The following is a 22,261-nucleotide window of genomic DNA, read 5'->3' as shown; positions in this document are numbered from 1 at the left end:
TATGGAAAAGAGCCCAAAACAGATCGTTAGGGCTCCTTGCAAAGATTGATCACAACGGGATATTACCGTGTTTTTTCCATGGTCGAGTTTCTTTTTTGTTGCGTAGCATATCAAGAGATTGAATGATCTTAATCCTGGTTTCACGGGGATCGATAACATCATCCACCATCCCAAGACTTGCGGCGACATATGGATTGGCGAACTTCTCACGGTATTCTTCAATTTTAGCTGCTCGTGTCGCTTCCGGATCCTGGCTATTTTGAATTTCACGGGCAAAAATGATATTTGCCGCTCCAGCAGAACCCATTACAGCGATTTCAGCATTCGGCCATGCAAACGTAAGATCCGCACCGATGGATTTACTATTAAGAGCCACATAAGCTCCTCCGTATGCTTTTCGCAGAATGATCGTCAATTTAGGTACAGTTGCTTCCGAATAAGCATATAGCAGCTTTGCACCGTGGCGAATGATACCGCCATGTTCTTGTTTAACGCCAGGGAAAAACCCTGAAACGTCTTCAAACGTAATAAGCGGAATGTTAAACGAGTCACAAAAACGAATAAAACGGGCAGCTTTATCTGATGAATCTATATCAAGTCCCCCTGCCAATACCTTTGGCTGGTTACAGACAAGCCCCACTGATTTCCCTTTGATCCGCGCCAAGCCGACCACTATGTTTTTCGCAAAGCCCTCTTGCACTTCCATAAAGGAATCCTCATCGACAACCTGCTCCAATACTTTCCGAACATCATATGGCCGGATCCCTTCATAAGGGACTACATCCGTTAAGTCCGGCCGGTAGTCATCTCCCTCATCCGCTTCCAAAACCGGCGGCTTCTCTTCATTATTTTGTGGAAGATAGCTCAGGAGCCGTCTAACGTCTGCCAAAACTTGCTCCTCAGATGCCCCTTTGAAATGGGCATTACCGCTTATGGTATTATGTACAGCCGCTCCGCCCAATCCTTCGGATGAAATCTTTTCACCTGTAACCGTTTCAATGACTTTAGGACCTGTTATGAACATTTGGCTCGTTTTTTCAACCATGAAGACAAAGTCGGTAATGGCTGGGGAATATACGGCTCCGCCTGCACAAGGTCCCATAATAACCGAAATCTGTGGAATGACCCCTGAATATATGGAATTCCGGTAAAATATTTGACCATATCCATCAAGCGAAACTACGCCTTCTTGAATTCGCGCCCCACCAGAATCGTTTAAACCTATGAAAGGGGCTCCATTTTCCGCTGCCAAATCCATAACATTGGCAATTTTCAGAGCATGCATTTCACCGAGTGCACCGCCAAAAACAGTAAAATCCTGTGAAAACAGATAAATGTCGCGGCCGTTGACCTTTCCGTAACCGGTGACAACCCCTTCTCCCGGCCCTTCTTCCTTTTCCATGCCGAAATTGGTATTACGATGTTTGATAAAAGGATTAAGCTCGATGAAAGTACCTGGATCAACTAGAAGTTCAATTCTTTCCCTTGCCGTAAGTTTGCCCTTTTCATGCTGCTTATCGATTCTTTCTTCACCGCCGCCCATTTCCACTTTTCGGCGTCTGTCATATAGGTCATTGATCGTATCATAAATGTCTGTCATTTCTGCTCCTCCTTTGATAATGCTTGTTCACAAAGCTCATATAATACTCCCGCGGTAGACTTTGGATGAACGAAAGCAACATCCGCATTGTGCGCTCCCTTTCTTGATGAATCATCAATCATGCGCAATCCAGCTTCTTTGATTTCTTTTATTCTATCTTCGATGTCATCGACGCCTAGTGCCACATGATGAATCCCTTCACCGCGTTTTTCGATGAATTTGGCGATTGGGCTTGCAGGTGACAACGCTTCCAACAATTCCAAACGGGTATTGCCTGCCAGGATGAAGGCCACTTTCACTCCTTGGCTCTCCACTGTCTCGATTCCTTCAAGTTTCAATTTCAACGTTTCCGTGTAAAACGGCAAGGCTTCATCTAGTGACTTGACGGCAATACCGATATGATCGATATTTTTAATCATCATAAAAACCCCCATGCTATGTATTATTGGATGACTCCATTAAAATACTACTAATCTTGCATTAAAGCCTTTTAAGATTCGGAATAATATGAACATTATACTTTTACTTGTTTCTACTAAATGTTCAAGTTAAAATAAAATCAATCAAACTGTATTAAGGGAGAGAGCATATGGGAAACAGGAAAATCAGAAAGATCGTCGTGTATTTAATGCTTATCTCAATGTTATTAACGAGCTTATTATCAGGTATCGCATTTCTTTTGTAATAGACACCGGGGAGGGGAGCAAAAAGCTTCCCTCTCTTTATTTTATCGCTCCGTTTTTCTTAGCCAGCGTTTTAAAATCCTCGTTCGATAGGGTGATCAACACCTTAGTGCCGATGGGGACTTTTTCGTACAAACGCTCCACATCGGATTTATGCATCCGTACACAGCCATTTGAAATATATTCACCAATCGATGATGGCTGATTCGTACCATGTATGCCGTATATCCTCCCATCGGTATTTCGCGCATCGAATCCAATCCACCGCGACCCCAAAGGGTTCCTGGGATCACCGCCAGGAATATTCTTTTTCCGGTAATATGGATTGACCGCTTTTACTTTGACCGTGAAGATCCCTTCAGGTGTCAGTTCCTGACTCTTTCCCGTACCGACCGGCAGAATCTCCTTGACCTCGTTATCATCAATGAACGCCAATTTATTGTTGGCTTTATTGATTATGATAAACGGATCGCCAGGCTTAACCGATTGAGGCTGGGCCTGTACCTGTAACGGCCACAAAGATAGCATAAGCAACAAAGAAAGGATCCATTTCATTTGTATCATTCCTTTACTTTTTTGCTTAGTTTAAGCCAAGTGCCTCTTTTTCATTCGGTTGCCGGTCAGCTTGGGTAATCCCTTGAAGGAATGCTTCAACAATAAATAGCGCTCCATTTCCTTCATGAGCTGCAGTAATGCAGCCCTGGATTCGAATTCTTCACGTGTATGCGGCAGTGCCATTCCCCTAAAATGGATCTCCATTTCTTCAAGCTTCTTCAGATAAAGGATGGCCGTATTTTGTGGGTGGACGTTTTCTGCCAAATCTTCTATAAAATCAGCCACTATCCCGCTTTGCTTGACGACCAACGGAATATTCGTGACCAGGGGAAGAATTCGTTCAATTATTTCAAATTGCTTTTCACGCATTTTGAAATAATGGTAATACAGGTCTTCTTCCCTTAAGAAATGATTTTCCACGTCCCTGAAGGCAAGGCTCTTGGCTTGATTAAGAAGGTTGGCTGTTTCGGTGATTTCCTTACCATCCCATGTGTGATCATTATCCCTCAAATAGCGGACAATTCCCATCAAGATCGCACTGAAGTTCGTTTCGATACTTTCCTGATAGGCCAGCAGTTTGTCATCGACACTGGGCATGTACAGATTCATGACAAGTGCCACTCCAACTCCAACTGCAATTAATATCGTTTCATTGATCAGCAGGGAAAAAGTGATGTTACCGGACCCATATAGGTGCATGATGATGACGCTGCTCGTCACGATCCCCTCATTAATCTTCAAGGCAACTGCCGTTGGAATGAAAATCAAGAGAATCAAACCTATTATCAGCGGATGGAATGCAATGAACTGAAATAATAGGGATGCATAGGCCATTGCGATCAAACAAGCTAAAAACCGGTGCCAGGAGACATACACCGACTTCTTTTTTGTAACTTGGATGCATAAGATCGCAATGATTCCCGCGGCAGAGAAATATTCGAGATTAAGCATTTGTGCAATAATAATTGCCAGGGTGGCCCCCAAAGCAGTTTTAATCGTCCTGTATCCGATTTTAAACATTGTTATGTATCACCTGGCTCTTTCTCCATCTATTATAATACTATCAGGAAATCAGAAATTTTTACAGTCCTTTGTGAGTTAAATTTCCAATTTTTCTAAATACATGCACGCAAAAATACATTATAGGAAAAAAATAAAAAAGGTAACTAAACGTTACCTTTTTTCACAATTATATACTATTTGCTTTAGCTTATAAAACTTTTTCCAAGAAGTCTTTTGCACGCTGGCTTTTCGGATTGGAAAAGAAATCTTCCGGAGCACTTTCCTCAACGAGCAGACCCCCGTCCAGGAATAGTACTCGATCGGCCACTTCTTTGGCGAAGCCCATTTCATGCGTTACAATCAGCATGGTCATCCCCGTATGTGCCAGTGACTTCATAACCTCGAGCACTTCTTTTACCATCTCGGGGTCAAGCGCTGAAGTCGGCTCATCGAAAAGCATTACTTCCGGGTTCATTGCCAATGCCCGTGCAATCGCGACCCTTTGTTTTTGTCCGCCTGACAGACGATTCGGATAAGTCGATTCTTTATCGGCCAAACCGACTTTAGTCAAGAGCTCACGAGCTTGTTTTACAGCCTCGGCCTTTGATAATTTTTTCACTTTCATAGGTGCATATATCAAATTCTCCAGTACGGTTTTATGTGGAAATAAATGAAAATGCTGAAATACCATTCCGACATTTTCACGCACTTTCATGATATTGGTCTTTTTATCAGTGATGATTTGATCTTTAAACCTGATTTGACCATCAGTTGGAGTTTCAAGCATATTGATGCAGCGCAAGAAAGTTGATTTTCCCGAGCCGGATGGACCGATGATCGCTACCACTTCACCCTGTCCTATCTCGGTGCTGATTCCCTTTAAAACCTCGAGCTTACCATAATTTTTTTTGAGTCCATCAATTTTAATCACTGCGTCTCATTCTCCTTTCAATCACTTTGCCTAAGATGGTGAGAATCATGACCATCACATAATAAATGAGACCGGCAAATAAAATCGGCTCGAAGAATTTATATGTCTCACCGCCGACAATATAAGCACGGCGCATGATATCCCCTAATCCAATAATTGTGACAACGGCTGATTCCTTCGTTAAGGAAATCAATTCGTTAACAAGGGATGGCAGAATGTTCTTGATGGCCTGCGGAAGGATAATATTAAGCATCATCCCTGAATAGGGAACCCCAAGTGCAAGTGCAGCCTCTCGTTGGCCTTTATCGACCGCTAAAATGCCTCCCCTGATAATTTCAGAGATATATGCAGCTGAATTTAGCCCGAATGCTAAAAATGCTGCTTGGAACGCTTCGATTTGAATCCCTAATATTTGTGGTGAACCAAAATAAATCAGCATTAATTGCAGCACCAAAGGGGTACCGCGAAAAATGGATGTATAAAAGTCAGCAATCCAATTCAATGGCTTGATTCTGCTGATTTTAAGTATAGATAATAATATTCCCAAAACAAATCCGATTACTGCCGCTACCGCTACAACCTTTAATGTAGTCGGTATTCCCTCCAGGATATATGGAAGGGAAGGCATAATCCTTTCAAATTCCAGATTCACTCCATTCATCCTCTCTTATGAAGGCCGTTATCTTGGGCCTTCCTCCTGCTTCATTTTATTGACAATAAAGCGCGGAAAAACGTTCAGAAGGCATTCTGAACGCTTTTCATCTCTCTGTTTTATTCAGTTTCACTGCCACCGAACCATTTTAATATTAATTTTTCCATTTCACCATTTTCCATCATTTTTTTCAACTCGGCATTGAATTCTTCAGTTAACTTGCTTCCTTTTTGGAAAGCGATTGCCGAACCTGCATCTTGATCACCAGACTTGATCAAATGGCCAACCAATTCTTTATTATCTTTCAAGTAGCCTTTTGCCACAGTATCTTCCATGATCACGGCGTCAAAACGTCCTGTTGACATTTCTTGAACAACCTCAGGAATACGATTCCGTTTTTCAACTTTCATCCCGATATCTTGGGATTTATTCAAGTCATTTGCCAATGTCTCCTGAATGGATGCAAGCTGTACGCCTACCGTTTTCCCTTTTAAATCTTCAACAGTTTTGATTTTACTGTCCTTTGTCGTGATGATCATGTTTTTAGCTGTATAGTAAATATCACTGAAATCGACTGATTGTTCACGTTTTTCTGTTGGAGTCATTCCGGAGATGACGAAATCGACCGATTTATTTTCCAGGGCAGGCACAAGACTATTAAAGTCAATGTCCTTCACTTCGACCTCATAACCTAATTTTTTTCCGATTGCTTTAGCGATATCAATGTCAAATCCTTGGATTTCATCACTTTTAGATGTTTCAACAAATTCAAATGGCGGATAATCCGCAGATGTTCCCATTACCAGGACCTTCTTGTCTTCATTGTCAGCTGTGTTCTTATCTTCTTTCTCTGATGTTCCGCATGCCGCTAAAATACCTACTAATAAAATAGAAGTAAGCAACAATGCTAACTGCTTTTTCAACTTCATTATTATTCCTCCAAAATGATATTTTCAATTCTCTTGTTATTAAATTAGGTTAGTTAAATTTCGAATAACTAATATTCATACACTAATGTGTATTTTAACACACTCTAATAATTATTCAATAACGTAAATAATAGATTCATTTTTCAGAATATTATCATAACTCCACATCTGGCTTCGTGCTTTCTTATCAAAGGTAATATATCCGCCTCCATATCTATCTTCTTTCCCAAAAGTTCCTGACTTATGCAATTTCATGAATAAAAAAACCCACCGATTGGGCGGGTTCAGACTGTAGACAAAATTCGAACAAAAGCCAGTTTTCATATAGTTTTTTTCTTAAAAAAGTATTTCTATTGATTCCAGAAATCCACTCCCTTTCCGCCGACTGTCTACCAAGCCTCCTCAGCGCAAGCGCCTGTGGGGTCTCGGCTAGCCAGTTACTCGGCAGGAGTGTCGCTCATTTCTTCCATCCAGTTAGGATCAATGTAAAACAAATCAAGGTCACCTGTTCTAAAACTTGGTTCGGGATGTGTCCAGCCTACAGGTTTTCTAAAAATTACATTTCTATTGATTCCAGAAATCCGCTCCCTTTCCGCCGGCTGTCTGCCAAGCCTCCTCAGCGCAAGCGCCTGTGGGGTCTCGGCTAGCCAGTTACTCGGCAGGAGTGTCGCTCATTTCTTCCATCCATTAAGGATCAATGTAAACACAATCAAGGATCACCTGTTCTTAAATTTGGTTCGGGATGTGTCCAGCCTTCTGGTTTTCTAAAAATTACATTTCAGTTGATTCCAGAAATCCGCTCCCTTTCCGCCGACGTCTGCCAGGCCTCCTCAGCGCAAGCGCCTGTGGGGTCTCGGCTAGCCAGTTACTCGGCAGGAGTGTCGCTCATTTCTTCCATCCAGTTAGGATCAATGTAAAACAAATCAAGGTCACCTGTTCTAAAACTTGGTTCGGGATGTCCAGCCTCAGTTTTTTTCTTAAAATTACATTTCAGTTGATTCCAGAAATCCACTCCCTTTCCGCCGACTGTCTACCAAAGCCTCATTAAAGCAAGCACCTAAAGGGGCATAAAAGCCAAATATCCGGGAGGGCTGTCGTAATCGCTGCAATCCAATTATGATTTAAAGTAAAAACCACCTATGAAATTCTAGACTTGTTCTAAGATCTTGGTTCGGGTGAGACCATTCCGAATCTCTTTTTGTCGACAAACTAAAACCCGCCGATTGGGCGGGTTTTTAGTTTATCGATATGGATTAAACTTCTTCGCAATATTGATCGAAGTAGTCTTGTAATTTTTCTACTACAGACATCGGGTGGTGCCCTTCAATTTCATGGCGTTCTATCATGGTGATGATTTTTCCATCCTTCAGCAATGCAAATGATGGGGATGACGGCGGATATCCTTCGAAATAATCACGGGCTTTTTCCGTCGCCTCTTTATCTTGCCCAGCAAAAACGGTTACAAGCTGATCTGGGCGTTTATCATTATGGATTGCATGGGCAGCTGCAGGTCTAGCTATTCCCCCAGCGCAGCCACAAACGGAGTTTACCATGACAAGTGTCGTTCCTTTTTGTGCAAATACTTCCTCTACTTCTTCGGGAGTGGTCAGTTCTGTATATCCAGCAGTCTTAATCTCATCGCGAGCCTGTTTGACTACGTCGTTCATTAAAAAATTAAAATCCATATTCATGGCATTTGCTCCTTCCAAGTTTTCTCTTCAATCCTATCATAACAATTGCCTCTTCGTGATTCAATAAATTTACCTGTTAAAACCGCATAATCCGTTCCGAACATGTTTAAAACGAAAGGGGAGCGGGAATCATGTGTGTAACAACAAGACTTACAAAAGGATGGGGCAGGCGTGGGAATAGATCCATGCCTGCCCCATCCCATTTATTTTTCATTAGACTTAAATGTTTCTGCAAAAGATTGAAAGGCCTGCTTAACAGCAGCAGTGACCGTTTTATTCCCTGACATCACTTGATTCTCGAGCATAGGGAGAAGACTCTTGACGGTTTCATTTTTATAAAACATCGTTTTAAGCTGGTGATCGATCAATGAATAAAGCCATTCCCTAGATTGCATTCTTCTCCGTTCTTGAAAAACACCCGATTCCTTGGTCATTTGGGAAAATTCATTCAATACATCCCAAAGTTCAGGAATTCCTTTACCGGTTATGGCGGAACAAGTATATGCCTTTCCTGCCCAACCCTTTGTGGCTGGCTGAAGGAAGTGCAAGATTCTGCTATATTCGGATTTCGTCCTAATCGCCAGGGGGAGGTTCTCGCCGTCGGCCTTATTGACAACAATTCCGTCCACAAGTTCCAGAATCCCTTTTTTCATCCCTTGCAATTCATCTCCGGCACCCGTTAGGACAAGGAGCATGAAGAAGTCGACCATACTTCGAACTATAGCTTCACTCTGACCGACCCCGACAGTTTCTATCAGTATCACATCAAAACCTGCCGCTTCACAAAGCAACATCGTTTCCCTCGTTTTGCGGTGAACCCCGCCAAGAGTTCCTTCGGATGGTGAAGGTCTTATGAAGGCATGGGGGTTTCTAGCCAGTTCCTCCATCCTTGTCTTATCGCCCAGTATACTTCCGCCATTGACCGAAGAGCTTGGGTCGACGGCTAGAACGGCAACCTTATGGCCCCTGTCACATAAGTAGGTTCCGAACGTCTCGATGAAGGTACTTTTCCCGGCACCGGGCACTCCGGAAATCCCGATGCGCATTGAGTTCCCTGTATGAGGAAGGATGCTATGCAATAATTCCTGTGCATGATCCAAATGGTGGGATGCATTGCTTTCAACCAATGTAATCCCTTTGGCTAGCTTGGCCCTGTCCCCTCTTATGATTCCCTCTTTAAGTTCATGGACCGGTATGTTTACATTATGTTTTTTGACGAATTTGCTTTTTGAAGGTTTGTTTTGGCTGGCTGCTAATTCCACACCTGGCTTTAATGAAGAAGCAAAACCTTCCTGATTGTTAAGATCGACCCACTCCGGCTTCTTGTCTTCACTCATTATTGGGCCACTTCCTCATATCCGAGGCGATTGTATATTTCCTGAAGCACTTTCTTTGCTGCCTGCGGAATGACCGTCCCAGGTCCAAAAATGGCTGTAGCGCCATTTTCCATAAGATAATCATAATCCTGTGCAGGGATGACGCCGCCTACGATCACTATGATGTCCTCTCGTCCCAAGTTCTTCAGTTCCGTCATAAGCTGCGGCAACAATGTTTTATGGCCGGCAGCAAGGGAGCTCATTCCGACTACATGCACATCATTTTCCACGGCCTGGATGGCGGTTTCTTTCGGTGTTTGGAATAATGGACCGATATCGACATCATAGCCTAAATCCGCAAACCCCGTTCCGACTACTTTAGCTCCGCGATCATGACCGTCCTGGCCCATTTTAGCCATTAACAAACGCGGTCTTCTTCCTTCATTTTCAAGGAATTCTTCCGTCATGCGGACGACTTCCTCAATTTCCGCTTCTTTTGAGTATGCCGAGCTGTATACGCCGCTGATAGAACGGATCGTTGCTTTGTGACGTCCAGCCACCTCTTCGATCGCATCGGAGATTTCACCTAATGAAGCCCGTACTCTTGCTGCTTGCACAGCCAGTTCAAGAAGGTTACCCTCTCCAGTTCTGGCAGCCATTGAAAGCGCTTGAAGAGCTTCATCCACCTTTGCCTGATCACGTTTCGCCTTCAATTCGCTCAATCGCTTAAGCTGACTTTCGCGAACTGCTGTATTGTCAATCTCCAGTATTTCAATCGGATCTTCTTTTTTCAACCGATACTTATTGACGCCTACGATCGTTTCATCTTGAGAATCGATTTTAGCCTGACGCTTTGCAGCGGCTTCCTCGATCCTCATTTTTGGAAGGCCGGTTTCAATTGCCTTCGCCATTCCTCCCAGACCTTCGATTTCTTCTAAGTGAGCCCAAGCCCGTTCGATCAATTCATTAGTGAGCGATTCTACATAGTAAGAACCCGCCCATGGATCGATTACTTTTGTGATTCCGGTTTCCTCCTGAAGATAGAGCTGTGTATTACGTGCAATACGTGCCGAGAAATCCGTTGGCAGGGCAATGGCCTCATCCAATGCGTTCGTATGGAGCGACTGTGTATGTCCAAGTGCAGCCGCATGCGCTTCAATAAGGGTCCTTGCGACATTGTTAAACGGATCCTGCTCGGAAAGGCTCCAGCCTGAGGTTTGGGAATGAGTCCTCAATGCCATCGCTTTATTATTTTTCGGTTCGAATTGTTTCATCAGTTTTGACCAAATGAAACGAGCCGCCCGCATTTTCGCCACTTCCATGAAATAGTTCATTCCTACAGCCCAGAAGAATGACAGGCGTGGTGCAAATTTATCGATATCAATGCCTGCTTTCATTCCAGTACGTGCATACTCAAGCCCATCCGCCAACGTATAGGCAAGTTCGATATCAGCCGGCGCCCCCGCTTCTTGCAGATGATAACCGGAGATGGAAATGGAATTGAACTTGGGCATATATTTGGAAGTATACTCAAAGATATCAGCTATGATTTTCATGGACATTTCAGGCGGGTAGATATACGTATTCCTAACCATGTATTCCTTTAAGATGTCATTTTGAATCGTGCCTGAAAGCTTATCCTGTGTTACGCCTTGTTCTTCAGCTGTCACGATATAAAACGCAAGGATCGGTAATACTGCACCGTTCATTGTCATTGACACGGACATCTGATCAAGCGGAATGCCGTCGAACAGGATCTTCATGTCAAGAATGGAATCAATGGCAACTCCCGCCTTCCCCACATCACCGACAACGCGCGGATGATCGGAGTCATAACCGCGGTGTGTAGCTAAATCAAAAGCAACCGAGAGCCCTTTTTGCCCCATCGCCAGATTACGTCTGTAAAACGCATTGGATTCCTCGGCAGTCGAAAAACCTGCATACTGCCGTACCGTCCAAGGACGATTGACATACATCGAAGGATAGGGACCCCTTGTAAAAGGAGCGATGCCTGGCACACTTTCCATATGCTCCAGGCCGCGAATATCTTCCTCAACATAAAGCGGTTTGATTTTTATTTGTTCATTGGTTTCAAACAGAAGATCCTCAATGTTTTTCCCAACGGCCTTTTCAACTTCCTTTTTCCATACTTCCACTGTACCTTTCATCTCGGACTTAGCAGGATTTATAGCAGAAAAATTCGGTTTTTTCATTTCAGTTCACCCCTAGCTTCTGCAATAATTCAAGTAAAATGGATATTGCATTCATTTTAACATGGATAAAATCTTTGACCCCGGCTTCTCTTAGTGTAATCTCCAATTCTTCTTGCTGCTTGCCGGCACTATAAATAGTGATTTCAGGGAATTGCTTTTTAATTTCTTTAATGATGACTGGCGCTAATTCCGAATAGTCACCATCACTGCCGCAAAGACAATAGATTGGGAGCTTGGTCGCAGCTACATATTCGATTGCTTCCTCAACGGTTTGACATCCCTTACTGCCGATTGTTTCAATACCACCTGCTGCCGCAAGACTTTGAACGAAATCTGCACGAGGTTTATAGGATTTGAGATTTATCAAATTAATTAAACCGATAGTTGGAGCCGTTCCGCTTATTCCTTTAAACTTTTCACTGCGTAGTCTTATCTGTTCGAACTGACTGGATACCCGTTCCAATTCAAGTGGGGTAATGCCAACCGGCTTCGCAACTTTCATATATGACACATGTTTATCCTTTGTGGTGGTTTTAATCTTATCAGCGGGATTCGGATATACATTCGTTCCGATGATACTTTCTTTTCTGAAAGCCGCATTTTGAACTCTTCCTTGGTAAACTTCAGCTATTTCTTTCTGAAGGGTACCTTGTTTAATTAGCTCCAGAATCCCTCCAGCTGCATCGATTTCAAGGAATTTGGCCCAAGCCTTTTCAGCCAATTCATCCGTTAGTTGCTCAACATACCATGAACCGCCAGCAGGATCGACAACTGTTGTAATATTTGTTTCTTCTTTTAAAATCAAGTGAGTATTACGGGCAATTCTTTCTGAAAACTCATCGGTTTCACCAGTTGCGTGTGTAAATGGATGGATTTGAAGATATTGAATGCCTCCAATAGCTGCTGCAAAAGCTTGGTTCGTGGTCCGTAGAATATTGACGTGCTGATCATATAGCGTTTCCGTCAACTCGGAAGTTACGGCATGTATCGTCATTTTAAAATGGTCCGATGCTGTATCGAAAGCTTCTGCAAGACCTGCCCAAAGCCTTCTGGCAGCCCTCAGTTTAGCGATGGACATGAAGTAATTTGAATCCACGGCAAACGAGAATACTATTTTTTCGGAAACCGCAGCAATAGAAAGCCCTTGCTTTTGCCCTTCCAATAGATATTGGACGGCTGCCGATAATCCGTAAGCTATTTCTTGTACGGCATTGGCTCCTCCATTATGGTAGACTGCCGTATTAATCAAAACTGTTTTTAAATCACTGCCTACCTTCTGATAATCCTGGATCGTCTTCAGCCAGTCTGCAAAATAGTTATCCGTATCTTCTGGCAGCTGACCGCAAATGAGCCATTCTGCAATTGGATCTTCAGCAATGACGCCTGTCAATTGGGTATTTTGTGCTTCGGCAACAGCTTTGAATTGAGGGAATAATTCTTTTTGTTTCCCCTTAAGGTCAATGAAAACTGGCATTTCTTTTAATGGTATTTCCTTAAACAATGTTTCAGCCCTTGCTCCCCCGGAAAGCAATCGTGCAGGGTATGCCACGACATTTTGACCGCGTTTGAATGCAGTCCTCATCTTTTCATTTGCTTCTTCAGCCGTGATACCGCTTACAGGTTGAACGGCAAGCCAAGGTTTGTCATGATATCCCGTTGGGGACGTTCCTCGGGTGAAAGGGAAAAATCCTGGCAATTCAGCTACTTTTTCCGTCGATTCCGCCTTTTCTGTATAGAGTGGATATAAAGCGATGCCCTCATATGTATTCGTTTTAAGCTTCTCTACACTTTTCCCTTTTAAACTTGCTTCCGCAGCTTCTTTCCACTCTTCAAAAGAAGGCTTAGGAAAGGTTATGTTTTTTACATCTTTCAGTTCCATCTGTAATCGCTTTCTTATCCTCATACGCCCTTTTCCTTATAGGGAGAACGAACGCTCAGTCAGTTTTGGATAAGAAAACCACCCTCCCGTCAATTTGATCTGGATTATACTAACATTCTACCATAATTTTCTTGAAATTTAAGACAATAGAAATTAGCAAACCTGTTATTAGGGAAACCACTAGCCAATTTTGCCTCTTCACATCAAGTACAGCCCCTGACCTGTATTAGAACAGCTCTTAATAAAATAATAGCAAAAATAAAATTTTTGTCGATGTTTTTCTACGGAAAAGCGAAGTGCAAAAAAAAAGGAAGGACCTTTCGGCCTTCCTTTTCTTCATTTTAGTATATGGGAGTGTTGTCTTTGGAAATCTTTTCGATGATTTCTTTAACCCTCGCGAGAAATCGTCCGCATACCAGTCCGTCCAAAACACGATGATCAAGTGATAAACAGAGATTCACCATATCTCGTACTGCAATCATGTCATTAATGACCACTGGACGTTTTACAATCGTTTCAACCTGTAAAATGGCTGCCTGTGGATAATTGATGATTCCCATGGACTGGACAGAACCGAATGAGCCAGTGTTATTAACAGTGAACGTACCACCTTGCATATCCTCTGCTTTTAACTTACCTGACTTCACTTTGGATGCAAGTTCCTGTATTTCCCTTGCTATACCTTTGATTGATTTTTCATCTGCATTTTTAATGACCGGAACAAATAGGGCATCTTCGGTTGCCACGGCTATCGATATATTGATTTCTTTCTTTTGTACGATTTTTTCGCCGGCCCACATCGAATTCAGTTCTGGAAATTCCGTAAGGGCTTGAGCAACCGCTTTTACGAAAAAGGCAAAGTACGTTAAATTATAGCCTTCTTTTTGTTTAAAATCGGATTTTAGGTTATCACGCAACTTCACCATATTGCTGGCGTCAACTTCCACCATCGTCCAAGCATGCGGAATTTCGTGCTTACTTTTCAACATATTGGACGCAATTGCCTTACGGATGCCGGTTACCGGTATTTCCTTGTCACCAGCCGCAGTCGGCACGTTTGTTACTGGACTTGTTTGACGATTGACTTGAGGGGCGATCTCTTCAGGAGCCGCATCGGAAATTGCGGAAGGCTCATCCGCCTTAGGAAGATTCCCTGATTCAACAAGTTTCAGTAAATCTTTACGGGTGATCCTTCCCTCATTCCCCGTTCCTTTAACTTTTGATAGATCGATTCCATGCTCCTGGGAAAGTTTTAACACAGCTGGCGAATAGCGAGCTTTCCTTGATGGTTCTGCCGCTTGCTGCACATCTCTTATAAGAGGTGCATCAACTTTTTCCTCATTATGAGAAACTTGCCCAGCATTTTCGTTATCCGTCTTTGCCGTTTCAACTTCAATCGAGCAGATGACTTCCCCGACTGCCAATGTTTGATTCTCATCCGCTTTCAATTCCTTGATGATGCCGGTGAAGGAAGAAGGAACCTCAGCATTTACTTTATCCGTCATCACTTCAGCTAGCGGGTCATATTTCGTGACATGATCACCAGGCTTAACAAGCCATTTACTGATGGTTCCCTCTGTGACACTTTCGCCTAGTTGGGGCATCTTCATTAATTCCATAGCCATAATTCGTTCCTCCTTCTTAACAGTCATTAATACTCGGCCAATTCCCTCATTGCTTTTTCCACTTTATCAGGATTCACCATGAATTGTTTTTCCATCGTGGGCGCATAAGGCATGGCAGGTACATCCGGGCCGGCCAATCGTTTTACAGGGGCATCCAAATCAAAAAGGCAATGCTCGGCAATTATGGCTGCGACCTCACTCATGATGCTTCCTTCTTTATTATCTTCCGTAACCAGTAATACTTTCCCCGTTTTAGAAGCTGCTTCTATGATGGCATCCTTATCCAAAGGGTACACGGTACGCAAGTCAAGAACATGTGCAGAAATTCCATCTGCAGCTAATTTTTCTGCTGCCTGAAGGGCAAAATGCACACAAAGGCCATAGGAGATGACGGTAATGTCTTCCCCTTCCCTTTTCACATCCGCCTTACCGATTGGAAGTACATAATCTTCAGTAGGCACCTCACCCTTGATCAAGCGGTATGCGCGTTTATGTTCAAAGAAAAGCACTGGGTCTTCATCGCGAATGGCAGCTTTAAGCAAACCCTTTACATCATACGGAGTGGAAGGCATCACAATTTTCAAGCCTGGCTGATTGGCAAAGATCGCTTCAACCGATTGCGAATGATAAAGGGCTCCATGAATTCCCCCTCCATATGGGGCACGGATTACCATAGGACAGCTCCAGTCATTATTGGAACGATATCTGATTTTGGCTGCCTCTGAAACGATTTGGTTAATGGCGGGCATGATGAAATCAGCGAATTGCATCTCAGCTATCGGCCGAAGCCCATACATGGCGGCTCCAATTCCAACTCCTGCGATTGCGGATTCTGCGAGCGGGGTATCGATGACCCTGTCTTCACCGAATTGGTCATATAAACCATTAGTGGCTTTAAAGACCCCACCTTTTTTTCCTACATCCTCTCCCAATACGAATACACGGGAATCTCGTTCCATCTCTTCCCTCATTGCCATTGTCACGGCATCTATATAAGAAATCACTGGCATTCTATTACCCCCTTACTTTTGTGCATAGACATGATTCATAGCACTTTCAGCCTTTGGATATGGAGCATTTTCAGCATAATCGGTTGCTTCGTTGACTATCTTCATTACTTCATCATTCATTTGTTTCTCAAGGTCATCATCCATGATTCCCACTTCTTTTAAATAGGCTCCAAATGTCATTATGGAATCCTTCGTTTTGGCTTCGGCCACTTCGTCCGCTGTCCGGTAGCTTCGGTCATCATCATCACTTGAATGTGGTGTGAGCCTGTATGAGACGGTTTCCACTAGTGTAGGGCCTTCTCCCCTTCGTGCACGGTCAGCCGCTTCTTTCACCGCAGCATACACGGCCAATGGATCATTGCCATCCACCGTTATTCCAGGCATCCCATATCCAATCGCCCTGTCGGAAACATTTTCACACGATAGCTGTTTCTCAATAGGAACGGAAATCGCATATTTATTATTTTCACACATGAAAATGACCGGTAGCTTATGTACACCTGCAAAGTTGGCCCCTTCATGAAAATCGCCCTGATTTGATGAACCTTCACCAAACGTTACGAAAGTCACCAAATCCTTACCTTCCATCTTCCCTGCAAGGGCAATTCCGACTGCATGCGGGACCTGTGTCGTTACAGGCGATGAACCAGTGACGATCCTATTTTTCTTTTGACCAAAATGACCTGGCATTTGGCGCCCGCCTGAATTGGGATCTTCCTCTTTCGCGAAACCTGAAAGCATCAAATCTTTTGCGGTCATTCCGAAGGTTAGCACCACACCTACATCCCGGTAATAAGGCAGTACATAATCCTTTTGCCGATCAAGCGCAAACGCTGCTCCAACCTGTGCAGCTTCTTGCCCCTGGCAGGAAATCACGAAGGGAATTTTCCCGGATCGGTTTAGAAGCCACATGCGCTCATCAATTCTGCGGGACAAAAGCATTGTCCGGTACATATCTAAAACCGTTTCCTCATTTAAGCCTAATTGTTCATGACGTTTTTCTACCATCATAAAACCTCCTGACCTTATTCTTTAAGAATGTATGGCACGTCCATCGACAGCAAGGGCCGCCTCCCCGATTGCTTCGGAAAGACTTGGGTGCGGATGAATTGTCTTGCCTATCTCCCAAGGTGTCGCATCAAGCACTTTTGCAAGTCCAGCTTCTGAAATCATATCCGTAACATGTGGCCCGATCATATGAACGCCCAGTATATCATCCGTTTTCTTATCGGCGATGATTTTGACAAAACCATCCGCTTCCCCGAAAACAAGGGCCTTACCAACTGCACGGAATGGGAATTTCCCTATTTTAAGGTCATAGCCTTCCTTGTTTGCCTGATCTTCCGTCAAACCGACACTTGCAGCCTCAGGGCTTGAATACACACATTTAGAAATGAGCGAATAATCCAGCGGTTCCGGTTTTTTGCCTGCAATATGTTCAACGGCCGTAATACCTTCATGGGAGGCAACGTGTGCCAATTGCAGACCGCCGATACAGTCACCGATCGCATAGATATGTGATTCCTTCGTTTGGAAGAAGTCATTGGTTTCAATAAAACCTTTTTCTTTCACAATCTCCGTATTTTCAAGGCCGATCCCTTCAACATTTGCTGATCTTCCTACGGAAACCAGCATTTTTCCAGCTGTGAATTCCTCTACCGAACCTTTGACTTCAGCAGAAATGGATACTGACTCACCCGTTTTCAGGGTTTCAGGCAATACCTTGGCACCTGTAACGAATTTGACGCCTTTTTTCGTTAGGAGGCGAAGCATTTCACTGGAAATATCATGGTCTTCTGTCGGGATGATTCTATCTGCATATTCCAGTACTGTCACTTCCACACCAAAATCATTGAGCATCGAAGCCCATTCAATGCCGATAACTCCACCGCCTACAATAATCATCGATTTTGGCAGGCTCTCAAGCTTTAGAGCTTCATCCGATGTAAGCACCAATTCCCCATCAACCGTTAAACCGGGCAGTGTCTTCGGACGCGAACCGGTTGCGATGATGACATTCTGGGGAATGAGCATTTCATTTTCACTGCCATCATTCATTTCCACGGAAATTGTCCCAGGCATCGGTGAAAATATAGAAGGACCAAGTATACGCCCTAACCCTTCATAAACCGTTATCTTTCCTTGTTTCATCAAGTGCTGAACTCCTTTATAGAGTTGATCGACCACTTTAGTCTTTCTTTCCTGCACTTTAAGGAAATCTACCTTTACATCCCCGGTAACAATACCGAATTCCTCACTTTTCACTGCAGTCTGATAAACTTCCGCACTCCTTAAAAGTGCTTTCGAAGGGATACAGCCTTTATGTAGACACGTTCCGCCGAGCTTGCCTTTCTCCACGACAGCCGTTTTCAATCCTAATTGAGCAGCCCTTATTGCCGCCACATACCCGCCAGTTCCTCCTCCGAGGATAACGAGGTCAAATTCTTCAGCCAAAACCACTCCTCCTCACAAATACATACAATTTGTCACCATTTTTACTTGCCCTATGTTTATTACGTTATCCATGTTGAAAATTCCTGTGTTTATTTAAAAAAACACAGGAATCTAATCTTGTAAAATTACATTCATTTTCTTCCATTCAGGATATGTTTTTCATTTTGCAGGAATTGGCTCCTTGAATTCCTCATGCGAGCAATCCGCTCCTCTGCCATCCTATCCGCCGCTTTATAAGTTGGGATTTGATCACGTTTTGCAATCTCGATGACTCTTTCAATTGTATCATAAACCGTTTCCACTTTCTTAAGGGCTCTTTCCCGATTATACCCTAAAAGCTCATCGGCCACGTTTATGACTCCCCCTGCATTAATTACATAATCAGGAGCATATATAATCCCTTTTTCATGAATTTGATCGCCATGAACAGTTTCCTTTAATTGATTATTCGCAGCACCTGCAATGACCTTCGCCCTGATTTGATTGATTGTTTGATCATTTATGACAGCCCCTAATGCACATGGTGCATAGATATCACAGTCGACTCCATAAATTTCATCTGGATTCACTGCAGTCGCCCCAAAGGATTCAACCGCACGGGCCACGCTTTCTTTATTGATATCAGTAACGATGAGCTTGGCGCCCTCCTCATGAAGATGACGGCATAAGTTATAAGAAACATTCCCGACGCCTTGGACTGCAACCACTTTGCCTTCTAAGGAATCTGTTCCGAATGCCTCTTTTGCAGCCGCCTTCATACCGCGGTATACCCCGTATGCCGTTACTGGGGAAGGGTTACCCGAAGAACCGAATGCAGGGGAAATCCCCGTGACAAAATCCGTCTCCTCATGAATGAGATCCATATCCTCGACCGTTGTACCTACATCTTCAGCTGTTATATAACGGCCATTCAACCCTTGGATATACCTTCCGAATGCACGGAACATTTCTTCATTTTTATCCTTACGCGGATCTCCGATGATGACTGTTTTCCCCCCGCCTAAATTCAAGCCGGCAGCGGCGTTCTTATATGTCATTCCTCTTGAAAGCCTTAAGGCATCTTCAATGGCATCTTCTTCAGATGCATACGTCCACATCCTTGTGCCCCCAAGCGCAGGCCCTAATGTTGTATCATGAATGGCAATAATCGCTTTCAAACCCGATTGTTTATCCTGACAGAATAGCAGTTGCTCGTAATCATACTTCTCAAGATATTTAAAAATTTCCATAAAGGAATCCTCCCTAGATGTTTTAATACATGTCAGATATGAGACTACTGAATTTCTCCTCATACTTACTTGTTCCTACGTTCGTTTTAAATAAAAATCCGCTACTCACATGATATTTTCCCCATGGGGAATGGTTCCCTTGAAAAACCCATGCACTTTTAAATATGCAAATAACATGCCAATAAAATACATAATCAGCACCTATTTATCCAAAAAAAGGACATGCTGGTTAATAAGTTGGGCAACTATAGCCTATAACAAATTCAAAAAAATTTCATGTCAGAAGTGGAGTCTCGCTTAAATTAAAATAAATCAGAAAATTCCATGCATTATTTTTCATAGTGTGCAAATAATTGCATGCAAAAATTTTCACAATTTTAGTTTTTCCATTTTATAATATAGATTTCTAACTGAAATCCCCAGCGCTTTTGCCGTAAGTGTTTTATTTCCCTTGTGGGTATGGAACGCTTGCTCAATGATTTCGGCTTCATACTGGTCTATTATCTCCGAGAGCGGTTTCCCCGATACGTAGCCGGAAGGCTTCATTAATAATTTCTCTTGATTTAATGGAATCCCTTCGATAAAATCCGGAATATGATGGATATCAATGATTGTCTCGTTCAATTTCATGAAAATGATTGCCCGTCCTAAGATATTTTCCAGTTCCCTCACATTTCCCGGCCAGTTGTAGATTTGCATCTTATGTATAGCTGCTGCTGTAATTCCCTCTATGCTCCGTCCATACTCCTGATTGATTTTATTAATCAAATGCTCCGCCAATTCTCTCAAATCTTCTTTTCTCTTTCTTAATGGAGCAATGAAAATAGGCATGCGGTTCAGCCTGAAATATAAGTCTTCCCTGAATGACCCGTTTGCGATGGCCTGTTCAAGATTGATGTTCGTAGCGGCTATGACCCGGACATTGATGGGGATCGGCTTCGTCCCCCCCACCCTGACGATTTCCTTTTCTTGTAAAACCCGAAGTAATTTAGCTTGGATGTTAGCTGGCAATTCACCAATTTCGTCCAAAAAGATACTCCCTTGATTTGCCTCTTCAAAAAAACCGACCTTTCCGCCCCTGCTTGCCCCGGTAAAGGCTCCTTCATCATAACCGAATAGTTCACTTTCAAGTAATGATTCCGAGATGGCCGCACAATTTACCCGAACGAATTTATTGAACTTCCTATCGCTCGCATTATGGATGGCATGTGCAAATAACTCTTTTCCCGTCCCTGATTCCCCTCTTAATAAAACAGTAGCAGGTGTTCTAGCCGATAATTTCGCCTGTTCAATGGGAAGCTTCATTTCTTCGGAAGCCCCAATTATATCATCAAAGGAATATTTAGCCTGCAATGTCCGGATGATCTGTCTTGCCCGATTAAGTTCGTGGGTCAAGGCTTGAATTTCCGATACATCATGAATGACGCCAACACTTCCTTTCAGGCACCCATCCACGATGATTGGAGCAACATTCACGATCACTTCCTTGTGTTTTGGGCCGACACGCATATTGACACCACGAACAGGTTTTTTTGTCTGAAGCACTTTCATATGCATACTTTCGCCTTCGTAAATATCGATGGAAGCCGGTTTACCGATCACTTGGGTCTTTGTTAAGCCAGTGATTCTTGTATATGCCGGATTGATCAAAAGCCCCCTTCCTTGATCATCCACAACAGATATGGCTTCATCACTGGATTGAATGATTGCCTGGAGCATCGTCTGTATCTCTTTTAAATCAGTGATCTGCTCCGCCAATTGCACAGCTTCCATCTTATTCCTAAACACGGCAAAAGCCCCTATGATTTCCTTATCGGCATTCACCAGAGGTATCCTTGTCGTTATGAGTTCCATCCCATTGCCAAGGGTGATTTCCTGATTCACTTCTTTTTGGTTCGTTTGCATCACTCGCAGCAATCCTGTTGATGGGATGAAATCTTTGATATGTCTCCCAATCACATCCTCGCGCTTTGTGTCTGATGCACGTTCCGCACTATCATTGAACATGATGATGAATCCTTCATGGTCAATCACCACCATTCCTTCACTGGTCGTATTAAGGATCAAATCCATTTTTGCGGAGGTATTCTCCAATTTACTTATTAAACGATTTTTCTCTTCAAACAACTTAGTCATAATGAGGGCGACACTTCCAGGAATGAGAATCGTTTGTTCGCCCATGTCCCTTTTTATCTTTTTATAGACAGACGGGTCACCGGTCGTATCAAATATGATGTCCAAATCCCACTTCAATCCCATGCTCCAATTAGTCACGGTAGGAATCCTTCGTTCCTTCGCAGCAAGCATCCCTTCAGCGGATTCATTCGTATCAGCCATACAAACAATGGAGAATACTTCACTTTCCGATAGGAGTTTCAACACGGTCGTCCCTCCCACTCCTCCCCCTACTATCATGACCTTTTGCATCAGCCATCCCCCTTAAGAAATAATTGCCCCTTTAAATAGATCATTCCCTGCAATTTTTTTCATAC

At 43.3% G+C, this 22,261-nt stretch carries 18 protein-coding genes; 1 reads left to right on the top strand and 17 read right to left on the bottom strand.

Annotated features, from left to right (window positions below; genetic code table 11):
- Nucleotides 1-49: 49 nt before the first annotated feature.
- A complete protein-coding gene (locus A6755_RS10880; protein ID WP_063590658.1) occupies nt 50-1,600 on the bottom strand; it encodes an acyl-CoA carboxylase subunit beta in 1,551 nt (516 codons plus the stop codon).
- On the bottom strand, nt 1,597-2,022 hold the full coding sequence (gene mce / locus A6755_RS10875; RefSeq protein ID WP_063590657.1) for a methylmalonyl-CoA epimerase: 426 nt from the start codon (nt 2,020-2,022) through the stop codon (nt 1,597-1,599). Before mce ends, A6755_RS10880 begins: the two co-directional genes overlap by 4 nt.
- A 167-nt stretch (nt 2,023-2,189) precedes the next feature.
- Here mce and prli42 point away from each other — a divergent pair, with 167 nt between their 5' ends.
- Entirely contained in the window at nt 2,190-2,285 is a 96-nt protein-coding gene (gene prli42 / locus A6755_RS27920; protein WP_149917150.1) for a stressosome-associated protein Prli42, read from the top strand.
- Between the two features lie 37 nt (nt 2,286-2,322).
- Here the strand turns inward: prli42 and A6755_RS10870 are convergent, their stop codons facing one another.
- The 15 genes from A6755_RS10870 to A6755_RS10800 all read right to left on the bottom strand — a co-directional run bounded on the left by A6755_RS10870 (nt 2,323) and on the right by A6755_RS10800 (nt 22,196).
- Nucleotides 2,323-2,838 carry a L,D-transpeptidase gene (locus tag A6755_RS10870; protein WP_034308230.1) on the bottom strand — a complete coding sequence of 172 codons (516 nt, stop codon included), beginning with the start codon at nt 2,836-2,838 and terminating at the stop codon, nt 2,323-2,325.
- A gap of 30 nt (nt 2,839-2,868) precedes the next feature.
- Entirely contained in the window at nt 2,869-3,858 is a 990-nt protein-coding gene (locus A6755_RS10865; protein WP_034308233.1) for an aromatic acid exporter family protein, read from the bottom strand.
- 190 nt (nt 3,859-4,048) lie between these two features.
- On the bottom strand, nt 4,049-4,771 hold the full coding sequence (locus A6755_RS10860; protein WP_034308235.1) for an amino acid ABC transporter ATP-binding protein: 723 nt from the start codon (nt 4,769-4,771) through the stop codon (nt 4,049-4,051).
- Nucleotides 4,764-5,423, bottom strand: a complete 660-nt coding sequence (locus tag A6755_RS10855) for an amino acid ABC transporter permease (protein WP_034311315.1) — start codon at nt 5,421-5,423, stop codon at nt 4,764-4,766. Before A6755_RS10855 ends, A6755_RS10860 begins: the two co-directional genes overlap by 8 nt.
- A 119-nt stretch (nt 5,424-5,542) precedes the next feature.
- Nucleotides 5,543-6,346, bottom strand: coding sequence for a transporter substrate-binding domain-containing protein (locus A6755_RS10850; protein ID WP_170946886.1), 804 nt, complete (start codon nt 6,344-6,346; stop codon nt 5,543-5,545).
- A gap of 1,259 nt (nt 6,347-7,605) precedes the next feature.
- Complete coding sequence (locus A6755_RS10845) at nt 7,606-8,043, bottom strand: BrxA/BrxB family bacilliredoxin (RefSeq protein ID WP_034308239.1); 438 nt, start codon at nt 8,041-8,043, stop codon at nt 7,606-7,608.
- 203 nt (nt 8,044-8,246) lie between these two features.
- Complete coding sequence (gene meaB / locus A6755_RS10840; RefSeq protein WP_063590656.1) at nt 8,247-9,380, bottom strand: methylmalonyl Co-A mutase-associated GTPase MeaB; 1,134 nt, start codon at nt 9,378-9,380, stop codon at nt 8,247-8,249.
- Nucleotides 9,380-11,572: a methylmalonyl-CoA mutase gene (scpA, locus tag A6755_RS10835; protein ID WP_063590655.1), complete on the bottom strand. Its 2,193-nt coding sequence runs from the start codon at nt 11,570-11,572 to the stop codon at nt 9,380-9,382. Before scpA ends, meaB begins: the two co-directional genes overlap by 1 nt.
- 1 nt (nt 11,573) lies before the next feature.
- The gene (locus tag A6755_RS10830) at nt 11,574-13,475 is read right to left on the bottom strand and encodes a methylmalonyl-CoA mutase family protein (RefSeq protein WP_084737623.1); all 1,902 of its coding nucleotides are present in this window, start codon (nt 13,473-13,475) and stop codon (nt 11,574-11,576) included.
- Nucleotides 13,476-13,792: 317 nt separating this feature from the next.
- Nucleotides 13,793-15,076 (bottom strand): dihydrolipoamide acetyltransferase family protein, encoded by a 1,284-nt coding sequence (locus A6755_RS10825; RefSeq protein WP_063590654.1) that lies wholly within the window; start codon nt 15,074-15,076, stop codon nt 13,793-13,795.
- Nucleotides 15,077-15,102: 26 nt separating this feature from the next.
- A complete protein-coding gene (locus A6755_RS10820; protein ID WP_034308251.1) occupies nt 15,103-16,086 on the bottom strand; it encodes an alpha-ketoacid dehydrogenase subunit beta in 984 nt (327 codons plus the stop codon).
- Nucleotides 16,087-16,098: 12 nt separating this feature from the next.
- The gene (locus A6755_RS10815; RefSeq protein WP_034308253.1) at nt 16,099-17,094 is read right to left on the bottom strand and encodes a thiamine pyrophosphate-dependent dehydrogenase E1 component subunit alpha; all 996 of its coding nucleotides are present in this window, start codon (nt 17,092-17,094) and stop codon (nt 16,099-16,101) included.
- A gap of 24 nt (nt 17,095-17,118) precedes the next feature.
- Nucleotides 17,119-18,540, bottom strand: coding sequence for a dihydrolipoyl dehydrogenase (lpdA, locus tag A6755_RS10810; protein ID WP_034308256.1), 1,422 nt, complete (start codon nt 18,538-18,540; stop codon nt 17,119-17,121).
- 131 nt (nt 18,541-18,671) lie between these two features.
- Nucleotides 18,672-19,769, bottom strand: a complete 1,098-nt coding sequence (gene bcd, locus A6755_RS10805; protein ID WP_034308260.1) for a branched-chain amino acid dehydrogenase — start codon at nt 19,767-19,769, stop codon at nt 18,672-18,674.
- Between the two features lie 369 nt (nt 19,770-20,138).
- Nucleotides 20,139-22,196, bottom strand: coding sequence for a sigma-54 interaction domain-containing protein (locus tag A6755_RS10800; protein WP_034308262.1), 2,058 nt, complete (start codon nt 22,194-22,196; stop codon nt 20,139-20,141).
- Nucleotides 22,197-22,261: the final 65 nt, after the last annotated feature.

Source organism: Peribacillus frigoritolerans (genome assembly GCF_001636405.1).
Lineage (GTDB): Bacteria > Bacillota > Bacilli > Bacillales > DSM-1321 > Peribacillus > Peribacillus frigoritolerans.
This window is presented reverse-complemented; position numbering and strand designations above follow the sequence as displayed.

What these genes read in the sequence shown, in the direction of transcription:
- A6755_RS10830 (WP_084737623.1), bottom strand. Translation starts at nt 13,475, where the DNA reads ATGAGGATAAGAAAGCGATTACAGATGGAACTGAAAGATGTAAAAAAC.
- A6755_RS10820 (WP_034308251.1), bottom strand. Translation starts at nt 16,086, where the DNA reads ATGCCAGTGATTTCTTATATAGATGCCGTGACAATGGCAATGAGGGAA.
- A6755_RS10865 (WP_034308233.1), bottom strand. Translation starts at nt 3,858, where the DNA reads ATGTTTAAAATCGGATACAGGACGATTAAAACTGCTTTGGGGGCCACC.
- A6755_RS10845 (WP_034308239.1), bottom strand. Translation starts at nt 8,043, where the DNA reads ATGAATATGGATTTTAATTTTTTAATGAACGACGTAGTCAAACAGGCT.
- mce (WP_063590657.1), bottom strand. Translation starts at nt 2,022, where the DNA reads ATGATGATTAAAAATATCGATCATATCGGTATTGCCGTCAAGTCACTA.
- bcd (WP_034308260.1), bottom strand. Translation starts at nt 19,769, where the DNA reads ATGGAAATTTTTAAATATCTTGAGAAGTATGATTACGAGCAACTGCTA.
- A6755_RS10825 (WP_063590654.1), bottom strand. Translation starts at nt 15,076, where the DNA reads ATGGCTATGGAATTAATGAAGATGCCCCAACTAGGCGAAAGTGTCACA.
- A6755_RS10870 (WP_034308230.1), bottom strand. Translation starts at nt 2,838, where the DNA reads ATGAAATGGATCCTTTCTTTGTTGCTTATGCTATCTTTGTGGCCGTTA.
- scpA (WP_063590655.1), bottom strand. Translation starts at nt 11,572, where the DNA reads ATGAAAAAACCGAATTTTTCTGCTATAAATCCTGCTAAGTCCGAGATG.
- A6755_RS10880 (WP_063590658.1), bottom strand. Translation starts at nt 1,600, where the DNA reads ATGACAGACATTTATGATACGATCAATGACCTATATGACAGACGCCGA.
- A6755_RS10800 (WP_034308262.1), bottom strand. Translation starts at nt 22,196, where the DNA reads ATGCAAAAGGTCATGATAGTAGGGGGAGGAGTGGGAGGGACGACCGTG.
- A6755_RS10815 (WP_034308253.1), bottom strand. Translation starts at nt 17,094, where the DNA reads ATGGTAGAAAAACGTCATGAACAATTAGGCTTAAATGAGGAAACGGTT.
- prli42 (WP_149917150.1), top strand. Translation starts at nt 2,190, where the DNA reads ATGGGAAACAGGAAAATCAGAAAGATCGTCGTGTATTTAATGCTTATC.
- meaB (WP_063590656.1), bottom strand. Translation starts at nt 9,380, where the DNA reads ATGAGTGAAGACAAGAAGCCGGAGTGGGTCGATCTTAACAATCAGGAA.